The sequence below is a fragment of the Yoonia sp. SDW83-1 genome (genome assembly GCF_046762885.1).
Lineage (GTDB): Bacteria > Pseudomonadota > Alphaproteobacteria > Rhodobacterales > Rhodobacteraceae > Yoonia.
The window spans coordinates 1-26,267 of the sequence record NZ_JBKQXO010000012.1; the positions used below are offsets into that span (position 1 = coordinate 1).

At 59.9% G+C, this 26,267-nt stretch carries 29 protein-coding genes, 1 tRNA gene, 1 pseudogene and 1 riboswitch; of the genes and pseudogenes, 12 read left to right on the top strand and 19 right to left on the bottom strand.

Annotated elements, in window-relative coordinates; all coding sequences use genetic code 11:
- Both ACFWW4_RS15535 and ACFWW4_RS15540 read right to left on the bottom strand, forming a co-directional pair.
- Positions 1 to 200 (bottom strand): annotated as a pseudogene (locus ACFWW4_RS15535) (DDE-type integrase/transposase/recombinase); the annotation flags it as partial.
- Positions 201 to 326: 126 nt separating this feature from the next.
- Positions 327 to 401 (bottom strand) — tRNA-Phe (locus ACFWW4_RS15540).
- A 218-nt stretch (positions 402 to 619) separates the two neighbouring features.
- On the opposite strand from ACFWW4_RS15540, the gene ACFWW4_RS15545 reads away from it, so the two are divergent.
- Positions 620 to 1,261, top strand: a complete 642-nt coding sequence (locus tag ACFWW4_RS15545; protein ID WP_411891701.1) for a hypothetical protein — start codon at positions 620 to 622, stop codon at positions 1,259 to 1,261.
- Here ACFWW4_RS15545 and ACFWW4_RS15550 read toward each other — a convergent pair.
- The 9 genes from ACFWW4_RS15550 to purD form a co-directional block, all read right to left on the bottom strand.
- Entirely contained in the window at positions 1,258 to 1,443 is a 186-nt protein-coding gene (locus ACFWW4_RS15550) for a DNA gyrase inhibitor YacG (protein WP_411891702.1), read from the bottom strand. The genes ACFWW4_RS15545 and ACFWW4_RS15550 overlap by 4 nt on opposite strands.
- A complete protein-coding gene (locus tag ACFWW4_RS15555; RefSeq protein ID WP_411891703.1) occupies positions 1,443 to 2,477 on the bottom strand; it encodes a ribonuclease E/G in 1,035 nt (344 codons plus the stop codon). Before ACFWW4_RS15555 ends, ACFWW4_RS15550 begins: the two co-directional genes overlap by 1 nt.
- Complete coding sequence (locus ACFWW4_RS15560) at positions 2,474 to 3,079, bottom strand: Maf family protein (protein WP_411891704.1); 606 nt, start codon at positions 3,077 to 3,079, stop codon at positions 2,474 to 2,476. Before ACFWW4_RS15560 ends, ACFWW4_RS15555 begins: the two co-directional genes overlap by 4 nt.
- An 80-nt stretch (positions 3,080 to 3,159) precedes the next feature.
- The gene (infA, locus tag ACFWW4_RS15565) at positions 3,160 to 3,378 is read right to left on the bottom strand and encodes a translation initiation factor IF-1 (RefSeq protein WP_007205486.1); all 219 of its coding nucleotides are present in this window, start codon (positions 3,376 to 3,378) and stop codon (positions 3,160 to 3,162) included.
- Positions 3,379 to 3,561: 183 nt separating this feature from the next.
- Complete coding sequence (locus ACFWW4_RS15570) at positions 3,562 to 4,041, bottom strand: low molecular weight phosphatase family protein (RefSeq protein ID WP_411891705.1); 480 nt, start codon at positions 4,039 to 4,041, stop codon at positions 3,562 to 3,564.
- A 1-nt stretch (position 4,042) separates the two neighbouring features.
- On the bottom strand, positions 4,043 to 4,522 hold the full coding sequence (locus tag ACFWW4_RS15575) for a UPF0262 family protein (RefSeq protein WP_411891706.1): 480 nt from the start codon (positions 4,520 to 4,522) through the stop codon (positions 4,043 to 4,045).
- Positions 4,519 to 5,829 (bottom strand): histidinol dehydrogenase, encoded by a 1,311-nt coding sequence (gene hisD / locus ACFWW4_RS15580; protein WP_411891707.1) that lies wholly within the window; start codon positions 5,827 to 5,829, stop codon positions 4,519 to 4,521. The genes ACFWW4_RS15575 and hisD overlap by 4 nt, the downstream gene beginning before the upstream one ends.
- A gap of 250 nt (positions 5,830 to 6,079) precedes the next feature.
- Positions 6,080 to 6,664: a hypothetical protein gene (locus ACFWW4_RS15585; protein WP_411891708.1), complete on the bottom strand. Its 585-nt coding sequence runs from the start codon at positions 6,662 to 6,664 to the stop codon at positions 6,080 to 6,082.
- Positions 6,665 to 6,707: 43 nt separating this feature from the next.
- Positions 6,708 to 7,970 (bottom strand): phosphoribosylamine--glycine ligase, encoded by a 1,263-nt coding sequence (purD, locus tag ACFWW4_RS15590; protein ID WP_411891709.1) that lies wholly within the window; start codon positions 7,968 to 7,970, stop codon positions 6,708 to 6,710.
- A 71-nt stretch (positions 7,971 to 8,041) separates the two neighbouring features.
- Between purD and ACFWW4_RS15595 the strand changes: the two genes are divergently transcribed.
- The 3 genes from ACFWW4_RS15595 (at position 8,042) to xseA (ending at position 10,890) form a co-directional block, all read left to right on the top strand.
- A complete protein-coding gene (locus tag ACFWW4_RS15595; protein WP_411891710.1) occupies positions 8,042 to 8,689 on the top strand; it encodes a glycine-rich domain-containing protein in 648 nt (215 codons plus the stop codon).
- Between the two features lie 106 nt (positions 8,690 to 8,795).
- On the top strand, positions 8,796 to 9,386 hold the full coding sequence (locus tag ACFWW4_RS15600; RefSeq protein ID WP_393930893.1) for a glycine-rich domain-containing protein: 591 nt from the start codon (positions 8,796 to 8,798) through the stop codon (positions 9,384 to 9,386).
- Position 9,387: 1 nt separating this feature from the next.
- Positions 9,388 to 10,890: an exodeoxyribonuclease VII large subunit gene (gene xseA, locus ACFWW4_RS15605; protein ID WP_411891711.1), complete on the top strand. Its 1,503-nt coding sequence runs from the start codon at positions 9,388 to 9,390 to the stop codon at positions 10,888 to 10,890.
- Here the strand turns inward: xseA and ACFWW4_RS15610 are convergent.
- The 4 genes from ACFWW4_RS15610 to ACFWW4_RS15625 are packed head-to-tail and all read right to left on the bottom strand — an operon-like array spanning position 10,882 to position 13,481.
- Entirely contained in the window at positions 10,882 to 11,706 is an 825-nt protein-coding gene (locus tag ACFWW4_RS15610) for an aminoglycoside phosphotransferase family protein (RefSeq protein WP_411891712.1), read from the bottom strand. The two genes, xseA and ACFWW4_RS15610, sit on opposite strands and share 9 nt — an antisense overlap.
- Positions 11,703 to 12,104, bottom strand: coding sequence for a hypothetical protein (locus ACFWW4_RS15615; RefSeq protein ID WP_411891713.1), 402 nt, complete (start codon positions 12,102 to 12,104; stop codon positions 11,703 to 11,705). Before ACFWW4_RS15615 ends, ACFWW4_RS15610 begins: the two co-directional genes overlap by 4 nt.
- Positions 12,101 to 12,487, bottom strand: a complete 387-nt coding sequence (locus ACFWW4_RS15620; protein WP_411891714.1) for a hypothetical protein — start codon at positions 12,485 to 12,487, stop codon at positions 12,101 to 12,103. Before ACFWW4_RS15620 ends, ACFWW4_RS15615 begins: the two co-directional genes overlap by 4 nt.
- Complete coding sequence (locus ACFWW4_RS15625; RefSeq protein WP_411891715.1) at positions 12,480 to 13,481, bottom strand: alkane 1-monooxygenase; 1,002 nt, start codon at positions 13,479 to 13,481, stop codon at positions 12,480 to 12,482. The genes ACFWW4_RS15620 and ACFWW4_RS15625 overlap by 8 nt, the downstream gene beginning before the upstream one ends.
- 157 nt (positions 13,482 to 13,638) lie before the next feature.
- On the opposite strand from ACFWW4_RS15625, the gene ACFWW4_RS15630 reads away from it, so the two are divergent.
- The 5 genes from ACFWW4_RS15630 (at position 13,639) to ACFWW4_RS15650 (ending at position 19,035) form a co-directional block, all read left to right on the top strand.
- Positions 13,639 to 15,324 (top strand): NAD(P)H-dependent oxidoreductase subunit E, encoded by a 1,686-nt coding sequence (locus ACFWW4_RS15630; protein WP_411891845.1) that lies wholly within the window; start codon positions 13,639 to 13,641, stop codon positions 15,322 to 15,324.
- Between the two features lie 66 nt (positions 15,325 to 15,390).
- The gene (gene ftsY / locus ACFWW4_RS15635) at positions 15,391 to 16,665 is read left to right on the top strand and encodes a signal recognition particle-docking protein FtsY (RefSeq protein WP_411891716.1); all 1,275 of its coding nucleotides are present in this window, start codon (positions 15,391 to 15,393) and stop codon (positions 16,663 to 16,665) included.
- A gap of 8 nt (positions 16,666 to 16,673) precedes the next feature.
- Positions 16,674 to 17,513, top strand: a complete 840-nt coding sequence (locus tag ACFWW4_RS15640) for a hypothetical protein (RefSeq protein WP_411891717.1) — start codon at positions 16,674 to 16,676, stop codon at positions 17,511 to 17,513.
- Positions 17,510 to 18,412: an EamA family transporter gene (locus ACFWW4_RS15645; RefSeq protein WP_393930909.1), complete on the top strand. Its 903-nt coding sequence runs from the start codon at positions 17,510 to 17,512 to the stop codon at positions 18,410 to 18,412. The genes ACFWW4_RS15640 and ACFWW4_RS15645 overlap by 4 nt, the downstream gene beginning before the upstream one ends.
- Before the next feature lie 11 nt (positions 18,413 to 18,423).
- Positions 18,424 to 19,035, top strand: a complete 612-nt coding sequence (locus ACFWW4_RS15650) for an inner membrane-spanning protein YciB (protein WP_411891718.1) — start codon at positions 18,424 to 18,426, stop codon at positions 19,033 to 19,035.
- A gap of 17 nt (positions 19,036 to 19,052) precedes the next feature.
- On the opposite strand, the gene ACFWW4_RS15655 is transcribed toward ACFWW4_RS15650, so the two are convergent.
- Both ACFWW4_RS15655 and ACFWW4_RS15660 read right to left on the bottom strand, forming a co-directional pair.
- The gene (locus ACFWW4_RS15655) at positions 19,053 to 19,382 is read right to left on the bottom strand and encodes a PilZ domain-containing protein (protein WP_393930913.1); all 330 of its coding nucleotides are present in this window, start codon (positions 19,380 to 19,382) and stop codon (positions 19,053 to 19,055) included.
- 59 nt (positions 19,383 to 19,441) lie between these two features.
- The gene (locus tag ACFWW4_RS15660; protein ID WP_411891719.1) at positions 19,442 to 20,149 is read right to left on the bottom strand and encodes a glutathione S-transferase N-terminal domain-containing protein; all 708 of its coding nucleotides are present in this window, start codon (positions 20,147 to 20,149) and stop codon (positions 19,442 to 19,444) included.
- 105 nt (positions 20,150 to 20,254) lie between these two features.
- On the opposite strand from ACFWW4_RS15660, the gene ACFWW4_RS15665 reads away from it, so the two are divergent.
- The 3 genes from ACFWW4_RS15665 (at position 20,255) to folE2 (ending at position 23,990) form a co-directional block, all read left to right on the top strand.
- Positions 20,255 to 21,325, top strand: coding sequence for a serine hydrolase domain-containing protein (locus tag ACFWW4_RS15665; RefSeq protein ID WP_411891720.1), 1,071 nt, complete (start codon positions 20,255 to 20,257; stop codon positions 21,323 to 21,325).
- 22 nt (positions 21,326 to 21,347) lie between these two features.
- Positions 21,348 to 21,425: riboswitch (SAM riboswitch) on the top strand.
- A 59-nt stretch (positions 21,426 to 21,484) separates the two neighbouring features.
- A complete protein-coding gene (metZ, locus tag ACFWW4_RS15670; RefSeq protein WP_411891721.1) occupies positions 21,485 to 22,663 on the top strand; it encodes an O-succinylhomoserine sulfhydrylase in 1,179 nt (392 codons plus the stop codon).
- A gap of 223 nt (positions 22,664 to 22,886) precedes the next feature.
- Positions 22,887 to 23,990 (top strand): GTP cyclohydrolase FolE2, encoded by a 1,104-nt coding sequence (folE2, locus tag ACFWW4_RS15675; RefSeq protein ID WP_411891846.1) that lies wholly within the window; start codon positions 22,887 to 22,889, stop codon positions 23,988 to 23,990.
- Here folE2 and ACFWW4_RS15680 read toward each other — a convergent pair.
- Together ACFWW4_RS15680 and ACFWW4_RS15685 are read right to left on the bottom strand one after the other, a co-directional pair.
- Complete coding sequence (locus ACFWW4_RS15680; RefSeq protein WP_411891722.1) at positions 23,970 to 24,779, bottom strand: hypothetical protein; 810 nt, start codon at positions 24,777 to 24,779, stop codon at positions 23,970 to 23,972. The two genes, folE2 and ACFWW4_RS15680, sit on opposite strands and share 21 nt — an antisense overlap.
- Positions 24,776 to 25,813, bottom strand: a complete 1,038-nt coding sequence (locus tag ACFWW4_RS15685) for a GSCFA domain-containing protein (RefSeq protein WP_411891723.1) — start codon at positions 25,811 to 25,813, stop codon at positions 24,776 to 24,778. The genes ACFWW4_RS15680 and ACFWW4_RS15685 overlap by 4 nt, the downstream gene beginning before the upstream one ends.
- Positions 25,814 to 26,267 lie beyond the last annotated feature (454 nt).

Below are 26,267 nucleotides of genomic sequence, written 5' to 3' on the forward strand. Positions count from 1 at the left end.
ACGCGAGTTCCAGCGTGTCGGTCACGTCTTCGGCTCGCATGTTGGTACACAGCTTCAATGAGACGATGTAGCGACTGTAATCGTCGAGGACCGTACTGGAGATAGAACCAGCCCCAGCCGAGGACCTTGATATAGGTGAAGTCTGTCTGCCAAAGCTGGTTGATCCCAGTCGTCTTGTCTCGGAACTGATTGGAGGCCTTATCGCCCAATGACAGATGCAACGTATCGAGCAAAAGCAGACATTGTCCCACTTTTTGAGGATCGGCACAAAAGTGGGACGCTTAAGACTCGCAACCATCTGAATTTATTCATAAAATTTGGAACTATGGTGCCCGGGGGCGGAATCGAACCACCGACACGAGGATTTTCAATCCACTGCTCTACCCCTGAGCTACCCGGGCACGGGTTACAGCACTGCTGTTGGGTCAGCGCTTCTTAGGCGAGGTGTGGGGATGTGTCCAGCCTGTTTGCCACAAAATTTCAACCGCTCCCCCCTTTGGCCCGGAGGTCTTGAAAACCCGCATTTCGGATTGCCTTCAACGAATGCTAAACAAGCATCATCAAAGCCTGCCAGACCTGCTTTTCCAGCGACTCAACCTGTTTTCAGAAAGACCTTTGAATGACCGTAGAACAGATCATCCTGCATGACAGCCGATTGGCCGGACGCGTCCACCCGCGCCAAGGAATTCACCTGATCCAAACCCATTGTGAAACCAATGAACAGATTGCGCGCCGGATCAGGGCGGCGGTGCATCCCGATCGGGCCAGCCCGCATCAGATGAACACCGAGATGCGGCGCGCGCCTGTTCCGATCCTGACCATTCTGGCCCATGGTGCGGATGTTGCGACCGGTCCGATCGACTGGGTGATGCAGGTGGGTGTGGACTATATTCATCGTGAGAATGCCCGCGCCTTTGGCAGCAGCATCCGTCACTGTATCACGGATCGTATCCGGGTCATGTGCTGCAACGCCGCCCGGACGGAAGATGCCCGCATGGCCTGTCGTGAGCTTGCGGCGGGCGCAGGCGTGGCTGTCTATGCCAGCACCACCAATCAGGACTATGCCGAAGTGAACACCAACACCCAGTTCTTTCTGCAGGACATCACCGGTCAGCAGCAATGGGGCTGGATCCAATTCGGCAATTGGGAGGGAACGGTCATGCGGTTTCCGGCAACAGGAGAACCGGGCGTTGCCAGTTTCGAAGGTCCGCCCCCAAGGGCGCACCCACCCGCATCGCATGGTCCGGATGTCTGCGGTTAGTGCGGCTTTCCGTCCGGTGCGTCGCGCAGTTCACGCTCCAGATTTTCGGCATCATCCGGATCGTCAGAAGGGATTGCGTAACCGCCGGTGAGCCATTTGCCCAGATCCCGGTCAGCACAACGCTTGGAGCAGAACGGCCTGTAACGCGCCTCGGCCGGGCGATCACAGATTGGGCAAGCCATCACAGATCCCTTAACAGTCTGGACGGAAACGGCGCACGTTCCCGTTTGCGTTGCATCTCGAACAGGCCCATCGTGGTCCAGCCAATCAGTGAGGTTTCGATCGGGTCCGCCTTGAACGCCGCCCGCAGGGATTGTTCGACCTGTTTGCGATGCGCCTTTGACATCGAAACGAAATCAACACTGATCTGCCCCCCAAGCCCACGCAGGCGCAAGGCACGGGGCAGCGCGCGCGCAGCGGCCAGATTGGCCTTCAACGCCGCACCCGGCGATGTGTCATTGCCGGTATTGACGTCAACCGCCACCATCGCGCGGGTCGGTTCGACATAAAGCGATCCTTCGGCAAGCGGCACCTTGGCGTCAGCCAGTGCGCCAACCTGATCCAGAACGCCGTGGCTTTCAAAACTGCCGGGGTCTGTCACGACGCCCGCCGCCCCGGTCCATTCACGCCAGGCGAGCGTGTGCGGGCCATCGCCTTCGGTCAGGGCTTCGGGTGTATCACCGGTCGCATCGGCCAGAACCGCATCGGCCAGCGCTGCCATGGCCAGGATATCATCGGCAATCTCGGCCTCGTCCGCCCCGTCGCAGGATGACCGCAGGATCAGACCGTGGGGCGCGTCAAAAACCTCATGCGCGACAGCCAGAAGATTATCGCGGGTGTCCTCATCCGTGATCTGGCGCGAGATATTCAGCCCCGGTTTGCCCGGTGTTACAATCGCGTAGCGGCTTTTGAACAGCACCCTGTCGGTCACGGGCACTGCCTTGCCATCTTCGGCATAGCCTGTGACCTGCACCAGTAGGGGTTGCCCGGGGCGCAGCCCCTTGCCCTGCCGCAGGAATGCTGTTTCGCCATCGGGCAGACGCAGCATCATGCCCCCCTGCCCCTTGATCGGACGGTCGCAGATGGCGCGAAAGATCGCGCCGGGGCGCGGCGCATCGGCCACATCAATCAGCAGATCATCCAGCTTGCCATCTACTAGATAGGCGGCCGCTTCCAAATCGCCGATATGGTCTAGAACGATCATGCGCCCTTTCATGATGCCGCCCTCAGCACCGGATAGCCAGCAGCGGTGAGCAGCCCAACGGTTTCGGGCAAGGGCAATCCCATGACCGCGTGAAAGGATCCGTTCAGCCAAGTGATAAACGCGCTCGCCGGGCCCTGGATGGCATATCCACCGGCTTTGCCCTGCCAGTCGCCTGTGGCCAGATACCAGTCAATATCCGCATCTGACAGGCGTTTGACGGCGACCGTTGTCTGCACATCCTTTTGCCAGACATGACCCCCGCGTTTGACGGCCATCGCGGTGATCACCTTGTGGCGCCGCCCCGACAGGGCCCGCAGGAACGCTGCGGCCTCGGCGGCATCAGCAGGCTTGCCCATGATGCGGCGGCCTAGGGCCACGGTTGTATCGGCGCAAAGGACAACCTCGCCCTCTGCCGCCGCAACGGCCCCCGCTTTTTCAGCGGCGATGCGATTGACATAATTGCGCGGCAATTCGCCCTTGCGCACATCCTCGTCGATATCAGGTGCGCGGATGGCATCCGGGGTGACACCGATCTGCGCCAAAAGCTCCAGCCGCCGGGGCGAGCCAGAACCGAGGATGAGCTTGAGGTTGGTGTCGGGACTGAGGGTTGTCATCGGCGCACTGCCTCAGAGCGGTAAGCGCGTTTTGCCAGACGCAAAACGCTTACCCGCGCGGCACGAAGCGTTGCTTCATGCTACTTGAAACGATAGTTGATCCGACCCTTGGTCAGATCATACGGGGTCATCTCGACCTGCACCTTGTCGCCTGCCAGAACACGAATGCGGTTCTTGCGCATCTTGCCTGCCGTATGTGCGATAATTTCATGGCCGTTTTCCAGCTCGACCCGAAACGTCGCATTAGGCAGGAGTTCCTTCACGACACCGGGGAATTCGAGCAGTTCTTCCTTGGCCATGTGATCTCCTGAGTTTTACCGTCCACTGATAGGTGCGAACGGCGCTTAAATGCGCCTCTGGCGCAGTTTTTTCAAGGGCAAACTGGAACATCATGTGAATGTGCGTCCGATTGGTCATGGACATGACGCCGCGTCACAGTGCCATGGCCGCGACGGTCCCGACAGCACCGGTTGGTTCACGCCTTAGGCATCCTCGTCCAACCCCGGCCCCCAGCGTGCCATCAGCCGGTCCCGGATCTGATCGCGCGCCTGCCGATACAGCGCAAGCCGCGCGTCGCGATTATCGCCGAGCCCGGTTGGGTCGAGGATCGGCCAATACTCGACCTCCAGATGGTGAAATTGCGTCAGATCCAGCGCCCGCCGTTGGCTGGCGGGTGACAGCGCCAGCACCAGATCGAAGGATGACAGGTCATCCCCCCAGTCTTCCATTTCATCAAAGGATCGCGACCGGTGGCGCGACAGTTCGACCCCAATCTCGGCACAGACGGCGATTGAAAACCCGTCGATTTCAAGGTCGTTCTTCACGCCGACAGATTGAACGTAACATTCTGTGCCATATAGCTTTTTCATGATCCCTTCGGCCATGGGGGACCGGACAGCGTTATGGTCGCAGCAAAAAAGAACGGATTGCGGAAGCGATTGGTATTTGCCCCCTGCTGCCAAATCAGCCTCCAAAATGCAGCACGCAGATCAGCGTGAAGAGGCGGCGTGCGGTGTCGATATCCACATCTGCCTTGCCTTCCAGCCGTTCCTGTAGCACCCGCGCCCCTTCGTTATGGATGCCGCGCCGGGCCATGTCGATGGTTTCGATCTGGCTGGGCGGCAGGGTCTTGACCGCGTCGAAATAGCTTTCGCAGATCTGGAAATAGTCCTTGACCACCTGTCGGAACGGACCCAGCGACAAATGGAACTCAACCGCCGGGTTTTCATCTTCCTGTTTGAGGTCAAAAACCAGCCGCTTTTCCCGGATCGACAGCGCCAGCCGATAAGGGCCTTCCGGCGCGGGTCGCCCATCGCGCGCAGGAATGGCGAAGCTGTTATCCTCCAGCAGGTCGAACATCGCCACCTTGCGTTCCTGATCAATCTCTGGCGTAGGCGGCGGCAGGTTGCGGTCGTCTATTTCGATATGGACGATCTTGGTCATGCGCCCCTCCGGTTCAGACGATCAAGCCGGGCCTGCACGGACAGCCCATGCGCCTCAAGGCTTTCTGATTGCGCCAGCCGGGCCGCAGCAGGGCCGATAGCTGCCAGCGCATCAGGCGTCATGCGTGACAAGGTGGTGCGTTTGAGAAAATCCATCACTGATAACCCGCTTGAAAACCGCGCCGACCGGGCCGTCGGCAACACATGGTTCGGACCACCAATGTAGTCACCAATCGCTTCGGGTGTCCAACCCCCGATAAAGATCGCGCCGGCATGGGTGATCCGTTCGACCAGCGCGTCTGCATCTGCGGTGCAAAGCTCCAGATGTTCGGGGGCGATCCGGTCGGACAGCGCGACGGCCTCGTCCATATTCTGCACCGTGATGACCGCCCCGAAATCGCGCCAGCTGGCCCCGGCGATCGCCCGCCGCTCCAGCGTTTCCAGCCGTTTGTCCACCGCCGCCGCGACTGCTTGCCCAAACGAGGCATCATCGGTGATCAGCAGCGATTGCGCGCTTTCGTCATGTTCGGCCTGGCTAAGTAGATCAAGCGCGATCCAGTCGGGATCATTATCCTTGTCGGCGATCACGAGGATCTCAGACGGTCCCGCGATCATGTCGATACCGACCTTGCCAAAGACTCGCCGTTTGGCCGCCGCGACAAAGGCGTTGCCCGGTCCGGTAATCTTGTCCACGGGCGCAATGGTCTGGGTGCCATAGGCCAGTGCGGCAATCGCCTGTGCCCCGCCGATCCGGTAGATTTCATCGACACCGGCGATTTTGGCCGCCATCAGAACCAGCGGATTGGTCACCCCATCCGGGGTCGGCACCACGATAGCAAGCCGTTCGACGCCCGCAACCTTGGCCGGGATCGCGTTCATCAGGACAGAGGACGGGTAGGATGCCAGCCCGCCGGGCACATAAAGCCCCGCCGCCGAGACAGGCGTCCAGCGCCAGCCCAGTGTTGCGCCAATCTCGTCGGTCCAAGACGCATCATCCGGCATCTGGCGGGTGTGATAGGCGCGGATTCGATCGGCGGCCAACTCAAGTGCTGCACGGTCTTCGTCACTGACCCTGGCGCATTCGGCGGCGATTTCAGCGGGTGAAAACCGCATGGTTTCCGCCGTCAGTTCCAACCGGTCGAATTTCGCCGTCAGCTCCAGCACGGCGGCATCGCCACGGGTGCGCACATCGGCGATAATATCGGCGACGATATGATCCACATCGGGGCTGTCTTCGCGCTTGGCGCCAAGAAGGGCGGTAAAACGGGCCTCAAAATCGGGATCGGTGGTGGACAGAAACTGCGGCATCTCAAACTCCTTCCGCCCCGACATAACCGGAGGGATCAAGGGCATCAATGCACGGCGGCCATATGGGTGGGCCACTTGCCGGGCCTATTGTGCATTGGTGTCTTACCAGATGCTTTTTCAGCTCATCTTTCGCTTTAATACGAACGAGTTGTGCTGGCCCTGGGCTGGATGCCACATGCGCGAATTGCTACGTGCCACGCTTTCTTGGTTGGGGCGATTTGCCGAGGTTGGCGGTGATGTGTGGTAACGCTCAGGACGCCTTGAGCCGTTTGCCAGCCAGCTCAATCGCCGAGCGGATGCCGAGCAGTATGCGCCTAAACCAGGCCTGATCGGCCGTACCAATGCTGTTCTGAGCATTGGCGATCCGGTCATACATGGAAGTCATGAAACCGACATTCGCAGTCAGAAATTGCGCCTCTGTCACGCCGTAAAGGGCCTGCGACTCCTGCGCAATTTTATCCAGGTTGATGCTGCCCAATTCCGGATGCAGGAAATCGGCCAGATCCAGCAGTACCATGCGGTTGTCGTCACTTGGCACGTGGCAGATTGTCTTGGTGATATGGGCCTTGGCGGCGGCTTCATCCTGTCCCGTCTGGGCCGATAGCCACGCAGCCGAACGCAGTTCCTTGTCCGGTTCAGCATCATAGATCACATCATGGGCCAGAATGGCCTTGTCCAGATCGGGGTCGTAATCCAGCGCGAATGTATTGGCGGCATGCCAATAAAGCCGCAAAACATGGTCCCAATTGTGATATGTTCTTGCTGGATCTTCCGTGTAGGCGGCACGCGCGGCCACGCCCAAATCGGTCTCAAGAATACGCGACCATGACTGCATCAAATTTCCTACTCACGGGCACCCCGGCGGGGCCTTTCCCCCGTTAAAGCGCGCGCCAACCAATATCGGACCGATAAAATCCAGCGTCCCAAACAATACTTTGGGCCATAGCATAGGCCCTTTCATGTGCTTCGGCTAGTGTTGTGCCGCGCGCCGCAATATTGAGCACTCGTCCGCCGGTTGCAGTAATTTTCCCCTGTTTTTCAGTGGTTCCCGCGTGAAAAACCATGTGAGAACTGTCTTCGGGTTGCTGGTCCAGCCGCTCGATCACCGTCCCTTTTTCGTAAGTTCCGGGATACCCTTTGGACGCCATCACGATAGTTAGGGCGTAATCATCGGCCCAGTTCACTTGGCATTCCTGCAGCCGTCCGTCCGCGCAGGCCTGCAGCAGGTCCAGCACCTGCCCGCCAAGCCGCATCATCAGAACCTGGCATTCGGGATCGCCGAAACGCACGTTGTATTCCACTAGCCGGGGCTGCCCGTTCTGGATCATCAGCCCGCAGAACAGGACCCCTTGAAACGGGGTGCCCCGTTTGGCCATTTCGGCCATGGTGGGTTCAACGATTTCGGTCAGCGCCTTGCGCGTGATCTCGTCCGTCATGACCGGGGCAGGGGAGTAAGCCCCCATACCCCCGGTATTCGGCCCCGTGTCACCATCATAGGCGCGTTTATGGTCCTGTGCCGTGCCGATGGGCAGGATCGTCTTGCCGTCACACAGGACAAAGAACGATGCTTCCTCGCCTTCCATAAACTCTTCGATCACGACTTCTGCGCCGGCATCGCCAAAGCTGCCGTCGAACATGTCGTCGATGGCTGACAGGGCTTCGTCTTCGCTCATGGCAACGATGACACCTTTGCCGGCGGCCAGACCATCGGCCTTGACCACAATCGGCGCACCTTGCTTGCGAATATAAGCGCGCGCAGCCTCTGCATCGGTAAAGTGGGCATAAGCGGCGGTGGGGGCCCCGGCCGCATCGCAGATCGCCTTGGTAAAGCTCTTGGAAGCTTCCAATTGGGCGGCGTCCTGACTGGGGCCAAAAACAGAAAGTCCTGCCGCACGCAGGCGGTCGGCGACACCCGCGGCCAGGGGTGCCTCTGGCCCGACCACCACGAAATCAATTGCGTTTTCCTCGGCGAATGTGGCCACCGCGCCGCCATCCAGAATGTTGATATCGGCGCATTCGGCAATAGCGGCGATACCGGCATTGCCGGGGGCCACAAGCAGCCGGTCACATTTCGGGTTCTGCTTGATCGCCCATGCCAGGCTGTGTTCGCGCCCGCCACTGCCCAGGATCAGAATATTCATGAATACGCCCTCAAATTGCCCAGCTTACCGGTTTTATCTGCGGATAGACGATGGGGCGATGGGGAACAACCATGCAGGACATGGCGCTTTGGAAAAGGATTGCCGCGCATCAATTTGATGCGCCGACCGGTAGCGCCCCGTTTTCGGTCAAACTGGCGCAGGCCGAGGGGTGGAACAAGGCCTTCACGAACCGGGTTATCGAAGAATACCGGCGTTTCGTCTACCTGACGCAGGTCAGCGACGCGCAGGTCACACCATCTGAAGCGGTGGACCGAGCATGGCATATGCATCTGACATTCACACGGGACTACTGGGACGTCTTTTGCGCTGAGGTTCTGGGCCAGCCGCTGCATCACGAACCTTGCGCCGGGGCAGAGGACATGCCGCGCTACAGGGCGCAGTATGAACAGACCAAAGCGCTTTACTTACGCGAGTTTGGTGGCCCGGCACCTGCGGATGTCTGGGCCACGCCAATACCGTGGCGATCCATCATTGCAGGTGGTCTGATTGGTGCTGTCGGCCTGGTCACGTTGCTATCGGCCATCGTTTCGGGGCACGGAAGCCTGACGCCGCCGGTGCTGGCGGGATATGGCCTAATCGCGGTAGGTTGGGGCTATGCGTTTATGATGCTGCCCCTGCAGACCAACGGAGGCAGTGGTGACAAGCATACATCGGGATGCGGCGGCTACGGCAGCGGTTGCGGGGGATGTGGCGGATGACACTGCGACCCAAAATTACACAAGCCGCCAGAGCTTCTTTATTGGATTTTTTCAATTCTGGGTTTAACCTATGCGATGGGGGCGCTTCGACGCGCAGGTTCAACAAATGAAACGTGAAAAAAGTGACCGCAGGCTTTGGCACCGCCTGGAAGGGTATAGTTTTCATGAGCGCCCGCTTTCCAGATCGCTGATCGACCGGCTTGGGGAAGAGACGGGGCATTCGGTTGATGTCTGTTACACGCTGGTCGAGGAATACAGGCGGTTCATGTATCTGGTGGGTAGCACAGGCGAAACGCTGGCCCCGTCGCCGATCGTTGATTTGGTCTGGCGTTTGCATATCAGCGATGAGCGCGCCTATTTCGAGGATTTCTGCCCGCGGGTCATTGGCCGCACCATTCATCACATTCCCGACGCGCCGCCGGTCGAGGAAGACCCTGCCTATGAACGCACGCTGGAATATTATGCGCAGGAATTTGGACGTCCGCAGGTGCAGTACTGGCCTGACCCGGATGTCGGTGCGGTGACCATGTCGACCGCGCTGATGTGGATCGTCGGTGTCGCTGCATTTGCGCTTGCCGTGATCTTTGGGTCGTTTTTGTTTGCGGCTTTCGGTGCATTTGTTATCAGTGGGTCAGCGTTCCTGAAATGGAAGTTTTCATCACTTCCCCTTCATAACCTGAACCCGGAGACCGAATAGATTGAGCGACCTTTTCGAGGATGAGCCGGGTGACAACACCCCTGAATTCTCGGTCTCGGAAATCTCGGGCGCGGTCAAGAAAGCCATCGAAGGCGGGTTTTCTCATGTCCGCGTGCGGGGTGAAGTGGGGCGGGTGTCGCGCCCGCGCTCTGGTCACATCTATATGGATCTGAAAGATGATCGGTCGGTTCTGGCCGGTGTGATCTGGAAGGGCCGCGCCGTCGGTCTGGCCCATCAGCCAGAAGAAGGGATGGAGGTCATCGCCACCGGCAAGCTGACCACATTCCCCGGCCAGTCGAAATACCAGATGGTGATCGAGGATATCGCCCCCGCCGGTGCCGGTGCCCTGATGGCGATGCTGGAAAAGCGCAAGGCGGCACTGGCCGCCGAAGGGCTGTTTGCGCCGGAACGCAAGAAGGATCTGCCCTATCTGCCCGAGATCATCGGTGTCGTCACCTCGCCCTCTGGTGCTGTGATCCGCGATATCCTGCACCGTTTGCGTGACCGATTTCCGCGCAAGGTGTTGGTCTGGCCGGTGGCCGTGCAGGGGGCCAAATGCGCGCCAGAAGTGGCAGCGGCGATTGACGGGTTCAATCGTTTGACGCCCGGTGGTGCCTTACCGCGCCCTGATCTGCTGATCGTGGCGCGCGGGGGTGGATCGCTCGAGGATCTCTGGGGCTTCAATGAGGAGATTGTGGCGCGTGCAGCGGCGGCCTCTGACATACCGCTGATATCCGCCGTGGGGCACGAGACCGATACGACCCTGATTGATTTCGTATCAGACCGCCGTGCGCCGACACCAACAGCTGCCGCAGAACTGGCGGTGCCGGTACGCATGGAATTGTTGGCCTGGGTGGATCAGCAAAGTGCAAGGCTCAGCCGGGCGTTATCGACCGGTGTTCAGCAGCGCCAGCAAAGGGTGCGCGATCTGGGCCGCGCCTTGCCACAGGTCGAAACACTGGTCGAAGGGCCGAGGCAACGGCTGGATTATTTGGGCGAACGCCTGCCCGCCGCCTTGCGTGGTGCGGCGGCCAAGAAGCGTCTGCAAATGACCGAGGCTGCACTGCGCCCCGGCATCCTGACCCGCCGTCTGGCCGAGGATCACCGACGGCTGGATGGTTTGAGCTTACGTTTGATGCCTGCGTTGGAACGTCGAACACAGCGATCAAGGGACGTTCTTGCAAGTGCCAGCCGGGGCTTGCGGGGAGAGGTCTTGCAAGACCGCCTTGCGCGGCAGCGCGAGCGGTCGGATGGCGTATTGCGCCGCCTGTCTGACCGCGCCTCGCGCCAGCAGGCCGAGCGTCAGGCGCGGCTGGAGGCACTGGACCGTCTGCGCGAAACGCTGGGCTATGTCGAAACGCTTAAACGTGGATATGCGGTCGTGCGCGGTGACGGGGCCGTCGTCACCGGGAAGGCCGCAGCCGAACAGGCAGATGAGCTTGAGATCGAGTTTGCCGATGGTCGGGTGACGGTCAGCGGTGATCCGCAGGGGCGACTACTCTAGATCGGCGTAGAGCCTAAGCAGCATGTCCAGCAGCGGGTGATGCGCGTCGGTTGAGGGATCATCCGTCCATGCCATTGACAGCGCGCAATGCGCCACAGCCCAGCCCAGCAAGCGTTTTGGCGCAATTTTCAGGATATCGCTGAACGTCCTTGCAAGTCGTTTGATCCGCGCCGGGTTCATGGTGATCGCTGGGGCGTCGATCGGGTTTTTGAAGGCATTGGCAAGATCATAGGCCGGGTCGCCCAACACCCCTTTGGCATCGAAACTGACCCACCCCCGGCTGCCCTGTTTGACATTGTCATGATGCAGATCGCCGTGCAGGGGCCGAATATCCTGCTGTGCCGTCAGCATCGCGGCGGCGATCTGCTGACCGCGATGCAGGTTCCGCCTGACAGCATCTGGCCAATGCGATGGAAGGGTTAGGTTCCGCAGGGCTGCGAAGCGATCTGTCAGCGGGGTGAGCGGAAGGTCAATTCCCGCGCCGTGGATTTCGCCCGCGATCTTCGCCAGCATTGCGTTTGCATCGTCATCCCGGCCCGCGCGGCTGAGATCGCCCAGGGTCGGGCCGTCAAGCCATTCCATCAATGCCGCGCCGTCGTCGACGGCGTGTATCCGTGCGGCACCATTACCGTCCAGCGCCTTGAGCAGATCAAAGCCAGGGCACTCATCCTGCATATCGCCGTTCTTGTAGAATTTCATCGCGGCGGGTTCCTTGCCAAAATCCACTTTCCAGACCGTTGCGATTTTGGTTTCGGCCACCAGCACGGGCGCGGTGACGCCGAACCGTCCCAAAACGGCGTCGGGCGGTGCCTTCACGACGACAGATCGTTGCAGATCAGCGGTTCCGTCCTCTCGGTGACTTCATAGATGACGGTGAAGGGCGGGCGGGTCGTGTAGACGCCGCGCAGACCACTCGGTTCATCATAGACGGTCCAGCATTTGTGCTCGGGGTCACCTTCGTAGCGAAAGCAGATATCCCCCTTGCTTTCAAACCAGACCCCGTATTGGCAGATGCCCGCGGCAGAGGACCACATGACCCGCTGCCCTTCCATATATCGTTCGGTGCCGTAGGTGGGGTTGATATCGGTGCGGAAGGTGATGGTGCGGCCCGTAACATAGGCATCAAAGGCTTCGGCATCCATCCGCTCTTGCGCCTGAGCGTTGCCACAAAGCAGGACCAGAAGGCATGTGTGAAACAGCGTGCGCGTGATCATGACATGCCAGGGTCGCATTGGTTGGGTAACATGGTCTGCGTCAGACTTGCTAAATGGGTGCGATCATTATTCTCGCCCGGGACGACCAACATGCCATCTTCGTGAGTGAAAAAGTAAGAGCAGTTCAAGCTGGGCCAGTCCCTGTAACGAAAACAGATTTGTCCATCTGCTTCAAACCATTTGCCACGCAGACATGTGCCGTCTGCTGCGGCCCAGATCACCTGCCGGTTCTCCAGGTAATGTTCGGTGCCATATGGGTTTTCACCGGGGTAGGCGAAAGCGAAAATTCTACCTTCTGTATAGGATTGAAAGGTTGATGTGGTCAAAGCCTCTTGCGCCTGCGCGGCAGGGGTCAGGAAGAGACAGATCAGAACGTTACGCATTTTCCAGCTTCCGCAACTCAGGATGCATGATCCGCCGCCATAATGGCGGGATCAGGGCGATGCTTGCCATCAAGGGCAGGGGTTTGGGCAATATGGGTGCTTCGTCGGGCAAGGAAAGCCCGGGATAGGGACGCGCCGGATGGGCGTGGTGATCGGAGTGGCGCGTCGCATTCAGCATCAGAGCAGAGGAATACCAGTGCGGGCTGTTCCAACTATGCCGTACGTTGACCGGCTGCGGCTTTCCATCGGTCACCTGCCGGACCAGCCCGTAATGCTGCACATAATCCGACATCAGCAACTGCATCTGGGCGTGGCCGGCGAGGGCGACATAGACAAGCATCCCGGTGATCCCGCTGGCGGCATACGCGGCGGCGATAAACAGGATCGCCCCGCCAATATAGACCAGATACGGATTGCGCCATGCCGGGCGGTTGATGCGGGCCAGCCGCGCCGCTTCGGCCTTGTACCCTTCGCGAAAGGATCCGATCCAAGCGCGCAACGCGTAGCGGTAGAAACTTTCGCCCTTGCGCGACGTGTTCGGGTCGGCGGGTGTGGCGACATGCCGGTGATGGACCAGCACATGGGCCGATGTGTGATGCCCGAACAGCAGCGTGATATAGACCCACATGCCAAGGCGATGCAGGGCGCGACCGCTGCGATGGATCAACTCATGCGCGTTGGCATTGCTGACCTGCCCGAAGAACAGCCCGGCAGCAAAGAACAGGCCGAGTTTTTCCAGCAAGCCCAACTCGGGGCCGGCCAAGGCCAAAACCATTGCGGGCAACAGGGCAAAATGGGCCAGCGCAAGGGTAACGGACAGGGTATCGCCTGCCGGAAACTCCCTGGCCTCCTGCGTCTGCCGCACCAGCCGATCAAGCACGCTGACGAATATGGTCAGGTAAAGGACCGATAGAAGAATCCACACACCACCCCAGACCGACCCGGCGGCCAGCAGGGCCACCGGGGTCAGGGTCGCAAAGATGAAAAGGCGCATTGATCCGTCCATGTTTCGCATAGTTACCACGGGTTTCCTGATTGGTAAGCGCAAAGCGTATCAGGCGCGCGCTTTGGCCGCTTCTGGTGTCGCTTTTGCGTGGTTTGGCGATACCGCGCGCGATATGTTGGCGGCAATGACGGGAAGGAAACGCGCGATGGCACTTGATAACCGCGATGGGGTCTGGAAATCGGGCAAAGGCAAGGGGCGGCACACGCCCAAGGGCCGCCAGCTGGATGATCAGGCCTGGGACGAGGTCAAGGCGCTGCTTGGCGACCAGCCGCGCCGCCGCGATTTGCTGATCGAATTTCTACATCTCATTCAGGACAAGTATGGCTGCCTGTCCGCCGCCCATCTGCGCGCCCTGGCCGAGGAAATGCGTCTGTCACAGGCCGAACTGTATGAGGTTGCGACCTTCTACGCGCATTTCGACGTGGTCAAGGAAGGTGAGGCGCAGCCACCCGCCCTGACCATCCGGGTCTGCGATTCGCTGTCCTGCGAATTGGCAGGCGCGCAGCAATTGATGACCGCGCTTCAGGATGGGTTGGATGCGTCAAAGGTCCGGGTCGTGCGCGCACCTTGCATGGGCCGCTGCGATACGGCCCCGACGCTGGAACTGGGCCACAACCATATTGATCACGCGACCGTCGAAAAGGTCGAGGCGGCAATCGCTGCAGATGACACACATACCCATGTGCCGGATTACGAAACCTATAACGCCTATGTCGCCAATGGTGGTTATGCTGAGCTCAAGGCGCTGCGCGAGAGCGGCAATTGGGAGGATGTGCAGGACAAGGTGCTGTCCTCCGGCCTGCGCGGTCTTGGCGGGGCCGGTTTCCCGTCAGGCAAGAAATGGGGGTTCGTGCGCGCCAATGACGGCCCCCGCTATCTGGCCGTGAACGGGGATGAGGGCGAGCCAGGGACCTTCAAGGACCGCTACTATCTGGAACGCACCCCGCATCTGTTCCTCGAAGGCATGCTGATCGCCGCCTGGGCGGTCGAGGCGGACCGCTGCTATATCTACATGCGCGATGAATACCCCGCCGTCCTGGAAATTTTACGCCGTGAAATCAACGCTTTGGAGGATGCAGGCATCGTCGAGGCGGGCTATATCGACCTGCGGCGCGGGGCCGGAGCCTATATCTGCGGCGAAGAAAGCGCGATGATCGAAAGCATCGAAGGCAAGCGTGGCATCCCCCGCCATCGGCCCCCGTTCGTGGCACAGGTGGGGATCTTCAACCGGCCCACGCTGGTGCATAATGTCGAGACATTGCACTGGGTCGCGCGCATCTGCCGGGAAGGGCCAGAGGTGCTGAGCGGCACAGAACGGAACGGGCGCAAGGGCCTGCGGTCCTATTCGGTCTCTGGTCGCGTGGCCAAACCGGGGGTTTATCTGCTGCCCGCCGGATCGACCATTACCGATATCATCGACGCGGCTGGCGGTATGGCGGAGGGCCATGTGTTCAAGGCCTACCAACCCGGCGGTCCGTCGTCGGGGTTGCTGCCTGCGTCAATCAATGATGTCCCATTGGATTTCGATACGCTGCAGCCCTTGGGCACCTTCATCGGTTCTGCCGCCGTGGTTGTCCTGTCCGATCAGGACAAGGCGCGTGATGCGGCTCTGAACATGTTGCGCTTTTTTGAGGATGAAAGCTGCGGCCAATGCACCCCCTGCCGGGTCGGCTGTGAAAAGGCGGTCAAGCTGATGCAGGCCGATCATTGGGATCAGCCGCTGCTGACGGATCTCTGCACGGCCATGGCCGATGCATCGATCTGTGGTCTGGGGCAGGCGGCCCCGAACCCGATCAAACTGGTGATGCAGCATTTCAAGGATGAGATCTGAGCGGTCTTTTCAATTGCGCCCCCAGCCATTAGGTCGTTGGAAGCAATGATCTAAAGGCGCGGGCGTATGTCGTTTTTCAAAAAGCTCAAGGATCGGATGTTCAAATCCTCGTCCAAGATTGACGAGGGGCTGGATGCGATTGTCAGCGAAGGTGGCGAGGAAGAGGTTGTCACCGAAGAAGAGCTTGCGCCGCCGCCGGTTGTCGAGACCGTTCCAGAACCAGAACCAGAACCAGAACCAGAACCAGAACCAGAACCAGAACCAGAACCAGAACCAGAGCCAGAGCCAGAGCCAGAAATCCCGGTCCAACCCGTCCCGGCCCCAGAGCCGGGACCTGAACCCGCGACCGACGTTGAGGTCCCGGATCAAGTCCGGGACGATGTTGCACCAGAACCCGTCAAACTGAATGTCGACATCACGGCCCCCTTGTCCGAAGAGACCGCGCCAGAGCCTCAGAAAACCGGCATCCTTGGGCGCATGTTCGGCCGGGGCGATGCAAAGACGGTGGTGCGCCGCACGCTGGACGACGACATGCTCGAACAGCTAGAGGAGCTGCTGATCACCGCCGACATGGGCGTCGACACCGCCCTGCGCGTCACCGCCAACATGGCCGAGGGGCGCTTGGGCAAGAAACTCTCCGTGCCGGAAATCAAACAACTGATGGCGAGCGAAGTGGCCCGCATCATGGACCCCGTGGCGCGGCCCATGCCGCTCTACGCCAAGAAACCGCAAGTGGTGCTGGTGGTGGGCGTCAACGGGTCCGGCAAGACGACGACAATCGGCAAGCTGGCCAGCCAGTTCCGTGCGGCAGGCAAGAAGGTTGTGATCGCCGCTGGCGATACCTTCCGCGCGGCGGCAGTGGAACAATTGCAGGTCTGGGGTGACCGGGCCGGGGTGCCGGTACTGACCGCCCCCGAAGGGTCCGACCCGGCTAGCCTGGCCTTTGATGCGATGACGCAGGCGCAGGCCGATGGCGCGGACCTCTTGATGATCGACACTGCAGGACGGCTGCAGAACCGCGCCGACCTGATGGAGGAACTGGCCAAGATCGTGCGGGTCATCCGCAAGAAGGACCCCGACGCGCCGCACAACACCCTGCTGGTGCTGGACGCGACAACCGGCCAGAACGCGATCCAGCAAGTCAAGGTGTTTCAGGAACTGGCCGATGTCTCGGGCCTCGTCATGACCAAGCTCGACGGCACCGCCAAGGGCGGCGTGCTGGTGGCGCTCGCCGATAAATTCGGCCTGCCGATCCATGCTATCGGGGTCGGCGAACAGATCGACGACCTGGCCCCCTTCGACCCTGAGGAATTCGCGGCAGCCTTGGTGGGGCTGGAATGATCCGCGCCATGTCACTGCTGGCGGCGCTCGCCACGCCAGGGATCGCGTCCGCGCAGATGTCGCAGGATGAATGTGAACAGGCCTGGCTGCGGGCCGTCGGGATCGCTTTCAGCATTGTACCTTATTTTCTGACCGGCGATAGCATGCGCGAGGACCAGCGCGAGGCCGAGGCCACAAAAACCCGCACCACCGATACTGGATGGTGCCGTCTTGATGCTGATCAGCCGGCGCTGCGCGGCGCTGATTTTGCGGTATTGGAGTGGCGCGCTGACGGGATTGACGGATTCATCAACGACGATAAGCTGCCGACACGATTTGAGGCGCAGATTATCGGCCTTGAAGTTGACGGAGAGATGCGGCCGGATATTAGCCTGCGTTTTGTGGCGCGGCGCGTTCCCGATGATGGACTTCTGGTCTTTGAACAGATTGTGCTGAGCACCGCAGATGAAACCGATGTCGTCGCGACAGCAATCCTGGGCGGTGCATTCCTGCACGATGTTGCAAACGCACAGATCAGTCTGGGGGGCATGCATCTGACGTCCCTCTCGGCAACGGCTTATACCTCGCGAGATTTCAATATGCTCTTCCTGCCGGAATTGGCGGGTTTCGACGTGGCTGATGCGATCTCCGCGCTGACATTTCAGCAGCTTGATCGCCGCAGTCGCCGTGAATTATTGTCATTTTCGAACGGGTTTCCCGGTGTCACCGGCACGTTGCAGGTCGATTTCCGGTCCGAACGCGGGCTTGGGATGATGCAGTTCGGAATGGCGCAAAGCCGCGAAGGGGCAGACGCTGTGGCTTTTGCCCTGTCGGGCGCCACTGTTGCCGTCGACTGGCAGCCCAGGTGAGCGATTGGCTCGTGTCCATCGCGGGCACACCGGAAGGCGCGCGGCTGGCCACCATGTTGGCGCTGATGTCGGCCTTGGCCCATGCAGTGTTCGGGGCCTTGCAAAAGGGGCGACACGACCCGTGGATGACGCGCGGGGCCATTGATGGCTGGCTGCTGATTTTGTCGGCGCCGATCGCGCTTTTTGTGGTGCCATGGCCGGATATGACAACGGCCCTGATCCTTGTGGGTGCGATTGTGATCCATTTTGCCTATAAGGTGACCATGGCGCTGGCCTACGAAAAGGCCGCGTATACAGTTGTTTATCCGGTTGTTCGCGGCACCGGACCGCTTGTCACCGTAATTGCGGCCAGTGTGATTTTCGGTGAGCACTTCACTGGCACCCAGTGGGTCGGTGTGGCGTGTCTGTCTGGCGGTATCCTGCTGCTGGCGCTGCGCAACCTGTCGGAAGAGGTGATTGATCTGCCGGCGCTGAAGCTTGGGCTGATCTGGGCGGTGGTCGGCGGGATGCTGGTGGCACTTTATACGACCTATGACGCCTACGGGATTCGCCAGTCACCCGACCCATTTACCTTTCTGGCGTGGTTCTTTTTCGTCACCGCCTTCGATTTTCCGATCCTCGCCGCGTGGCGCTATCGGCGCATGGCGGCACCGCCGGTGCTGGGACCATTGCTGTGGCGTGGATTGGCGGGCGCGCTGATTGCGTGGATCAGTTTTGGTGGGGTCATGATGGCCACACGGCTGGACAAAGTGGGTGAGGCTGCCGTGCTGCGCGAGACATCGACCGTGTTCGCGGCCCTGATTGGTTGGTTCATTCTGGGCGAAAAGGTCGGTCCGCGCCGCCTGTTTCTGATGACACTGGTTGCGCTGGGTGCCGTGATCGTGGAAATGGGGGGTTGAAGGAGTTTTTGATGGCTGAAAAGACGATCAATCCGGTGGTAAAGCCGGTTCTGGAACTGGGGCCAACGCTTGCGTTTTTCCTGATCTATCTGTGGATCAAGGATGACACGTTCACCATCGCCGGCACTGAATATACCGGGTTCATCATCGCCGCCCTGATCTTTGTCCCGATCCTGCTGGTGGCAATGGGCATCCTGTGGATGATGACCGGCAAACTCAGCCGGATGCAGGTGTTCACGGCGTTCATGGTCATCTTCTTTGGCGGGCTGACCGCGTGGTTCAACGACGAACGGTTCTTCAAGATGAAGACCAGCATCGTCTATGGCTGCATGGCGGGCATTCTGCTGATCGGATTGCTGCGCGGGCAAAGCTATCTGCAATATGTCATGGAAGAATTCCTGCCCATGAAACCCGAAGGCTGGATGATCTTCACCCGCCGCCTGACATTCATGTTCGCCGCCCTCGCCGTGGCAAACGAGATCATCTGGCGCACGCAAAGCAATGATACATGGGTCATGCTGGAAACATTTGCGTTTCCAGCCGTCCTGTTCGTGTTCCTGTGGGTTCAGATTGTTGGCCTGCAAAAATATCTGATCGAGGATCCAGAAGCCTCGAAAGACTAGCGCAGGTTAGACGCCGCCTACCGCATTTCCGCAAAACCAAACCCAACCGTGCTGCGATGCGCCCCGCGTCTGCCATCCTTGCGATATCGCAGCGTGTCGACCTGATCATCGGTAATCTGCGGGCGGAATGTAATACCCGCACGCCCGCCGGACACCCATTGCACAACCGCCTCAACCCGGAGGCTGAGTATAGTGATCTGCACCTTGTCGCCGCGTTTGACACCCCGCAGCCCTTCAATCCGGGCGCCAGCATTATGCACGTCAATGACATTGCCCTGCTGCGGGCCGGATGGTGTGTGTATATCCACAGGATATTGCGTATTATAGCGATGTGGACGGTATTGCATGTTAAGACCCTCACTCTTTCAAACAAGGTGAGTCTTACGCACACAGCGCTAACAATTCGTTACGAACGTTTCGAGAACAAAGTCTGTTGCGCGCCCTTGTCCTTGCGGAAATCACCGCGCTTTTCCGCCGCCAGGGCCCGCCCCCTTTGCACGCCGGGCCGTGCGCCCATCATGTCCAGCCAGCGCGCCATATGCGGTTTGTCGTCCAGCACCTGCTGCTGCCCTTCCCACAGCGATGCCCAGCCCCAGATCGAAATATCGGCGATGGAATAGAAATCGCCCGCCACAAATTCATGCTTCGCCAACTGCCGGTCCAGCACACCATAAAGCCGGGCAGTTTCGCCGCGATACCGGTCCTTGGCATAGGGAATGTCATTGGGCGGATCCATCGCAGGGGCGTATTTCAGGAAATGATGCGCCTGCCCGGCCATCGGCCCAAGGCCGCCCATCTGCCACATCAGCCACTGATCCACGGCAATCCGGTCCCGTTCGGTCGCGCCATAGAACTGCCCTGTCTTGCGTGCCAGATATTGCAGGATGGCCCCGGACTCGAAAATCGAAATAGGGGCACCATCCGGCCCGTCAGGGTCAATGATCGCAGGCATCCGGTTATTGGGGGCAATGGCCAGAAAGTCCGGCTTGAACTGATCCCCCGCGCCGATATCGACCAGATGCAGGGTGTAGGGCAGGCCCAGCTCCTCCAACATGATCGAGATCTTCCAGCCATTCGGCGTGGGCCAGAAATACAGGTCGATAGACTGGGTCATGGCGGGCTCCGCTGCTGATTTGGGCCAGCATGACAACTGGCGCCGAAAGCGCAAGATGATGCGGTGCATCTTGGCGCGGCGGGTCGGCGCACATAGATGACAGCGATGAAGTTTTTTCATCTTCTTTTGCCCGTCTTCGCTGGGCTTTGGCCCGGTGCCGCCCCTGCCGACATCGCCCCGGCGGAGTGGGTCCAGCAGGCGCTGGATACGACACGCGCGCCCGGTATCGCCATGGGCGTCAGCAAGAACGGAGAGATGGATATCGCCGCGGCGGGCCTGCGGGCGCGGCACCATGACGCCAACGTGACCCCGTCCGACCTGTGGCATATCGGTTCGAACACCAAATCGATGACGGCCACGCTGGTTGCGCGAATGTTCGAGGCCGGGTTGATCAACTGGGACGACACAGTCGGCGCTGTCCTGGGCGATGATATCGCCGTTGATCCGGCCTTTGCTAATATCACCTACGCTGACCTGCTGACCCATCGCTCCGGTTTGCGGGTAAATATCGGGCTGGCGGACACCCGGCGGCTGACCGGAACACTGGCAGAGCGGGACATGATGGCGGACCGGCTGAGCTATGCCGCATCGGTCCTGTCAGAACCACCCAAGGGTGACAAGGGTACATTCCTCTATTCCAATGCAGGCTATGTCGTGGTGGGGGCCATGCTGCAGCAATCAACCGGGCAAAGCTGGGAAACACTGATCAAGACCCATGTGTTCGACCCGCTTGGCATGGCCTCGGCAGGGTTCGGTGCACCGGGGTCGCCAGATGTGGTGGATCAGCCGCGCGGGCATCGGGGGCTGCGCGTCAGGGCGGTGCCACCGGGGCCTGCGGCTGACAACATCCCGGCGCTGGGCCCGGCAGGGACGGTGCATGTCAATGTCGCGGATATGCTGACATATCTGCAGGCGCATGCGTCGCGGGATCCGGATTTCCTGACAGCCGACAACTGGGCGCGGCTGCAAACACCGGTAGGTGACCGCTATGCGATGGGCTGGATGGAAACCCCGCAAGGGTGGCTGGCCCATGACGGGTCCAACACGATGTGGTACGCGACCGCAGGCTTCGTGCCGGGAACAGACCACACCGTTTTCATGGCGGCGAATTTTGCCGGTTGGGGGTCCGTCGCCCGCATGATGGCACGTGGGGCCATCGGCGCATTGGAGGATTGACGCCAGCGCGACCGGGGCGTATGCCATCTGGCGTGGCGATTTGTTACCGGATTGCGGGCCACGTTAAATATGCTGCTAAAGAGGATTGCGGGTTTTCAACCCCGATACCTTTTCCCGGTGTCGGGGTTTTTTGATGCGCGCAAGGCGCGAGGGAACGACATGAAGACGTGGAAAAAAAGGACCAAGGCGGTCCATGCAGGGATCAGACGCAGCCAGTATAATGAGGTGAGCGAAGCGATCTATCTGACGCAAGGTTTCGTCTATGACACTGCCGAGGATGCGGAGGCGCGCTTTATTGAGGCGGGCGAGGATGAGTTTATCTATGCCCGCTACGGCAACCCCACAATCGCCATGTTCGAAGACCGGATCGCAGCCCTCGAAGGGGCCGAAGCCGGGTTTGCCACCGCCTCTGGCATGGCCGCTGTCAACGGCGCGCTGACCTCGATGCTGCGGGCGGGTGATCATGTCGTCTCGGCCCGGGCCCTGTTCGGGTCCTGTCTTTACATCCTCGAGGAAGTGCTGACCCGCTACGGGGTCGAGGTAACCTTTGTCGACGGCACCGATCTGGAAGCTTGGGAACAGGCGATCCGACCTGATACCAAGGCGGTATTCTTTGAAAGCATATCCAACCCCACGCTGGAAGTGATTGATATCACTGCCGTATCCAAACTGGCCAATGCGGTCGGGGCGACGGTCATCGTCGACAATGTCTTTGCCACGCCCGTGTTTTCCGACGCCATCGCGCAAGGGGCTGACGTGGTGGTCTATTCGGCCACCAAACATATCGACGGGCAAGGCCGTGCCCTTGGCGGTGTGATCCTTGCAACCCGCGAATTCATCCGTGGCACGGTCGAACCTTACATGAAACATACGGGCGGTTCGATGTCGCCGTTTACGGCATGGATGATGCTCAAAGGTCTGGAAACTATCGAACTACGCGTGCGGGCACAGGCCGACACCGCGCAGAAGCTGGCCAGCGCGCTGGAGGCTGACGGGACGCTGACCAACGTGATCTATCCGGGGCTTGCCAGCCACCCGCAGAACGCGCTGACAAAGGCGCAGATGGGGGCGGGTGGAACTGTGCTGTCCATCGATGCGGGCACACAAGAAGCGGCCTTCAAGCTGTTGAACGCGTTGGAAATTGTGACGATCTCTAACAACCTCGGCGATGCCAAATCCATCGCAACCCACCCGGCCACGACAACCCACCAACGGTTGCCGGACGACACAAAGGCCATGCTTGGAATCACCCCCGGTCTGGTCCGGCTGAGCGTCGGATTGGAAGACCCCGATGACCTGCTGGCGGATTTGCGCGCGGCTATCGGTCAAATCGGTTAAGAACTGCCGGATTTGTTTTGCGGGCCGGTTGGTGCAAGAATGGACCGGGGCAGCGCGCAAATGTGCTGTTTTTGTTGTAAAAAGCGAGGGATCCGATGCAAGCAGGAGCAATCCGATGAATGATCCGCGCCCATCTTTTTTGCGTATCTACGAAGATATCGTTGGAAAAGCCGACGATGAGGCCCATCTATTGGGTCCTGACGTAGCAGAGGAGGGCCCTCCGATGAACATCCATTCACGCGATATGGACCGCGAGCCGACGCGGGAAGAAGCAGAAGCAGCCCTGGCCCTTCTGCGCAAATGGGCCGGCGACGTCACTGCCGAGGAAGTTGCGACGCTTGACCCGCTTGTGTCCCGCCTGATCCCGGGGCAGGAAGTATCGAATTATCCGGCCCTGGCCCGTGCCTATCCGGATGCGTTCGAAGTGGACGACGCTTACAAAGCGTCGATGCCCGACCTGCAGAATGGCCCCAGCAGCCTGATCCGCGGGGCCAAGCAGCAGATCCAGCATGTCGGTATCAGCAATTTCCGCTTGCCGATCCGTTTTCACACCCGCGACAATGGCGACCTGACGCTGGAAACATCCGTCACCGGCACCGTGTCGCTTGAGGCGGAAAAGAAGGGCATCAACATGTCCCGCATCATGCGGACATTCTACAAACATGCCGAGGAAACGTTCAGCTTTGAAGTGATCGAGCGGGCGCTGGATGCCTACAAATCCGATCTGGAAAGCTTTGATGCCCGCATTCAGATGCGGTTCAGCTTCCCGATGAAGGTGGACAGCCTGCGGTCTGGTCTGTCAGGCTATCAGTATTACGATATCGCGCTGGAACTGGTCGAAAGCGCGGGCGTGCGCAAGAAAATCGTCCATCTGGACTACGTCTATTCCTCGACCTGCCCATGCTCGCTGGAGCTCAGCGAACATGCACGTCAATTCCGCGGCCAGTTGGCCACCCCGCATTCGCAGCGGTCGGTTGCGCGTATTTCGGTGCTGCTGGATGACAGCGGCGGGCTGATGTGGTTCGAGGATCTGATCGACCGGGCACGCACCGCCGTGCCAACCGAAACGCAAGTCATGGTCAAGCGCGAGGATGAACAGGCCTTTGCCGAACTCAACGCCGCCAACCCGATCTTTGTCGAAGACGCGGCACGGCTGTTCACCCAGCAATTGCAGCTTGATCCACGCGTGTCCGATTTCCGCGTGATCGCCAGCCATCAGGAAAGCCTGCACAGCCATGACGCCGTGTCGGTCCTGACAGAGGGCGAGACTTTTGCCGCCGAAAGCCTGGACCCGCGTCTTTTCGCGTCACTCTTCCACGTCGGATAGGGCCACTGTGATCTGATCAAGCACAGCAGCGCCATAAGCGGCGTTGCCATGCATGATGTCATTGTCAGGCTGCGCAAACACCCCGCGCGGGGTCAGTTTGACAGCCCCTTCCATATAGATTGACCGCGTCAGCATGTGGTCCTTGATCGTGTGCGGCGGCTGGGGCAGGTAATCGACACCACTACTGCGAAAACAATCCCACGCCAGCCCGTCATACCGGTCTGACAGATGCGCCGCATCCCCCTGCCGCACGGCGCGTTTCTGGGCGATCAGCTTGTGCTTTTGCAAAGTCATCAGCGTTTCATCCGGACGGGGCGAACTGGCCACCAAAACCGGTTTTTCCAACGCCCCGGAAAGCTGCGGCGACAGAACCCCGGCGATACTGTGCATGATGCGATGCTGCAAAACGGCGTCAATGGCGGTTTCCGACATCAATGACCAGTGGGGATTGGGGGGAATGCCCGTCTTTTGTAGGGACGGCAGACCCAACCACCGGGCCTGACCGTAGATATGCCCGATCATATGCGGGCCGATCTGGCAGCCTGACAGGGCAAATGCATCAAACTGGCGCAGATCAAGTGCCTTCACGCCAGCCATCAACTGGAAATTGCGCTGCAATTCGGGGCTGGTGGGGGTCATGACGCCATCATTGATGACGTGATCCAGAAGCTTCGCCCCGGTCGCCCCGACAAAGGTGATCTCAAACTCCGGCCACCGGTCAGGTTCTGCCCGATAGGCCATCCGCAACGCCGCAAGGTGTGATGTGCCAAACAGGCAAAGCCGCATCATGGGGCGAAGGCCTGCAGCAGGATGTCTTCGCAATGATCTTCCGCTTCGGGGGCCTCATCATCGGCTCCCTCTGCCGGTGCGGTGGACAGCCCATGCGCCCGAAGAAAACTGCGCATCACACGGTCGACGCCAGCGGGTGAGACACTGCGCTGGTCGGGCCCAAACCACGGCCCGCCCGCCACAGCAGAGGTGACGATCTCATAAGCCGGAAAGTAGTCTGCCATCGGGTCGCCCTGCACAAACTGACCCGCTGCCGCGCGCAAGGTGGCCTTGGCCCCGGTCGTGGCTGTCAATACGTGCAAATCCTGCGCTGTTGCCGTCAACGGCACCGGCGAGACGGTCAGAATAATCCGCATATCAGGCTGGAATTGACGCAGAATGGCGCTGATCTGGATCAGGTCATCAATGATCTCGGCATATGTGAAGCTGTGAAGCCGGTGCTGGTCCGGATCGAAACGGCCCGCAATGACACCCGGGCAAACAGGCAGGGTGCGGCCTGTCGGGCCATCAATCCACGCCTCCATCAGCCCCAGCGTGAAAACGAACACATCCGTCTGCCCCAGAAGCTGTGCGACACGGTTCAGGTGGAAACGGCGATGATCCATCACATCGCTGGCTGATGCCAGCCCCTCCGGTTCCACCCCGGGACGCAGCGCATCAAAGAAGCGGTCATCGCGTTGCCAGACAAGCTTGGGATCAGGGGTGCCGTTTTCGACCTCCTGCAGAAGCTCGCGCAATTGCCGGGTGGTGTAGATATTGCCGTAGCGGGCGCTATAGATGCCATAGCCAAACCGATGGGCAATATCGGCGGGCATACGGCGCAGCGGCGGCTCCACATCCTGAAACGCGCAATCCGCGCCGCGCAAGGCACGCCCGATATGCTGGGCGAAACAACTACCTGCGGTTGCTATGCGGGTCGCGGCATCAATGGGGAACTTAGGGATATAAAGATCAGGGATCAAACCATCACTATCGGGCGTCGTGCCGCTGCGCCAGAAGGCACGAGGTGGAAGCGTTCGGTAAGGATGTGACATCGACATGGACCTGCAATAGAGAAGTTGTGAACTCCGGGCGGCGCCTGCCTTGATCCCTCGCTCACAGTCTCAGCTAAAATAGTTCAATTCGAAAAGAGAGGGCAGGCCGAATGGGCGCATTCAAGCGCTTTTTCCCCGAAACGAACAGATGTGACCGGGTTTGGCGGCGTGCCGTCAGTGTTACGGCTGCCCAAGTCACCAAGACAAACGCCGTAATCCGCCGGTTGAGGTTGTTGCTTTGCGGGACGAAGTGAATTTGGCATCACTAGTTTGAAAGTCTGCTTTGTACCTTTTTCAACGTCGCGAAAAGACGAATGCGGCAGCGATACCACTTTTGGTCTTGCCTCCAGATGCTTTGGAAATCTGAAACGCGGGAAATTTGGTCTTTTATCAAGGCCGGTTTGCGCGTTGTGATCAAAGCTTGCACTAACAACCGCTCTGCCTCATGCCTTAG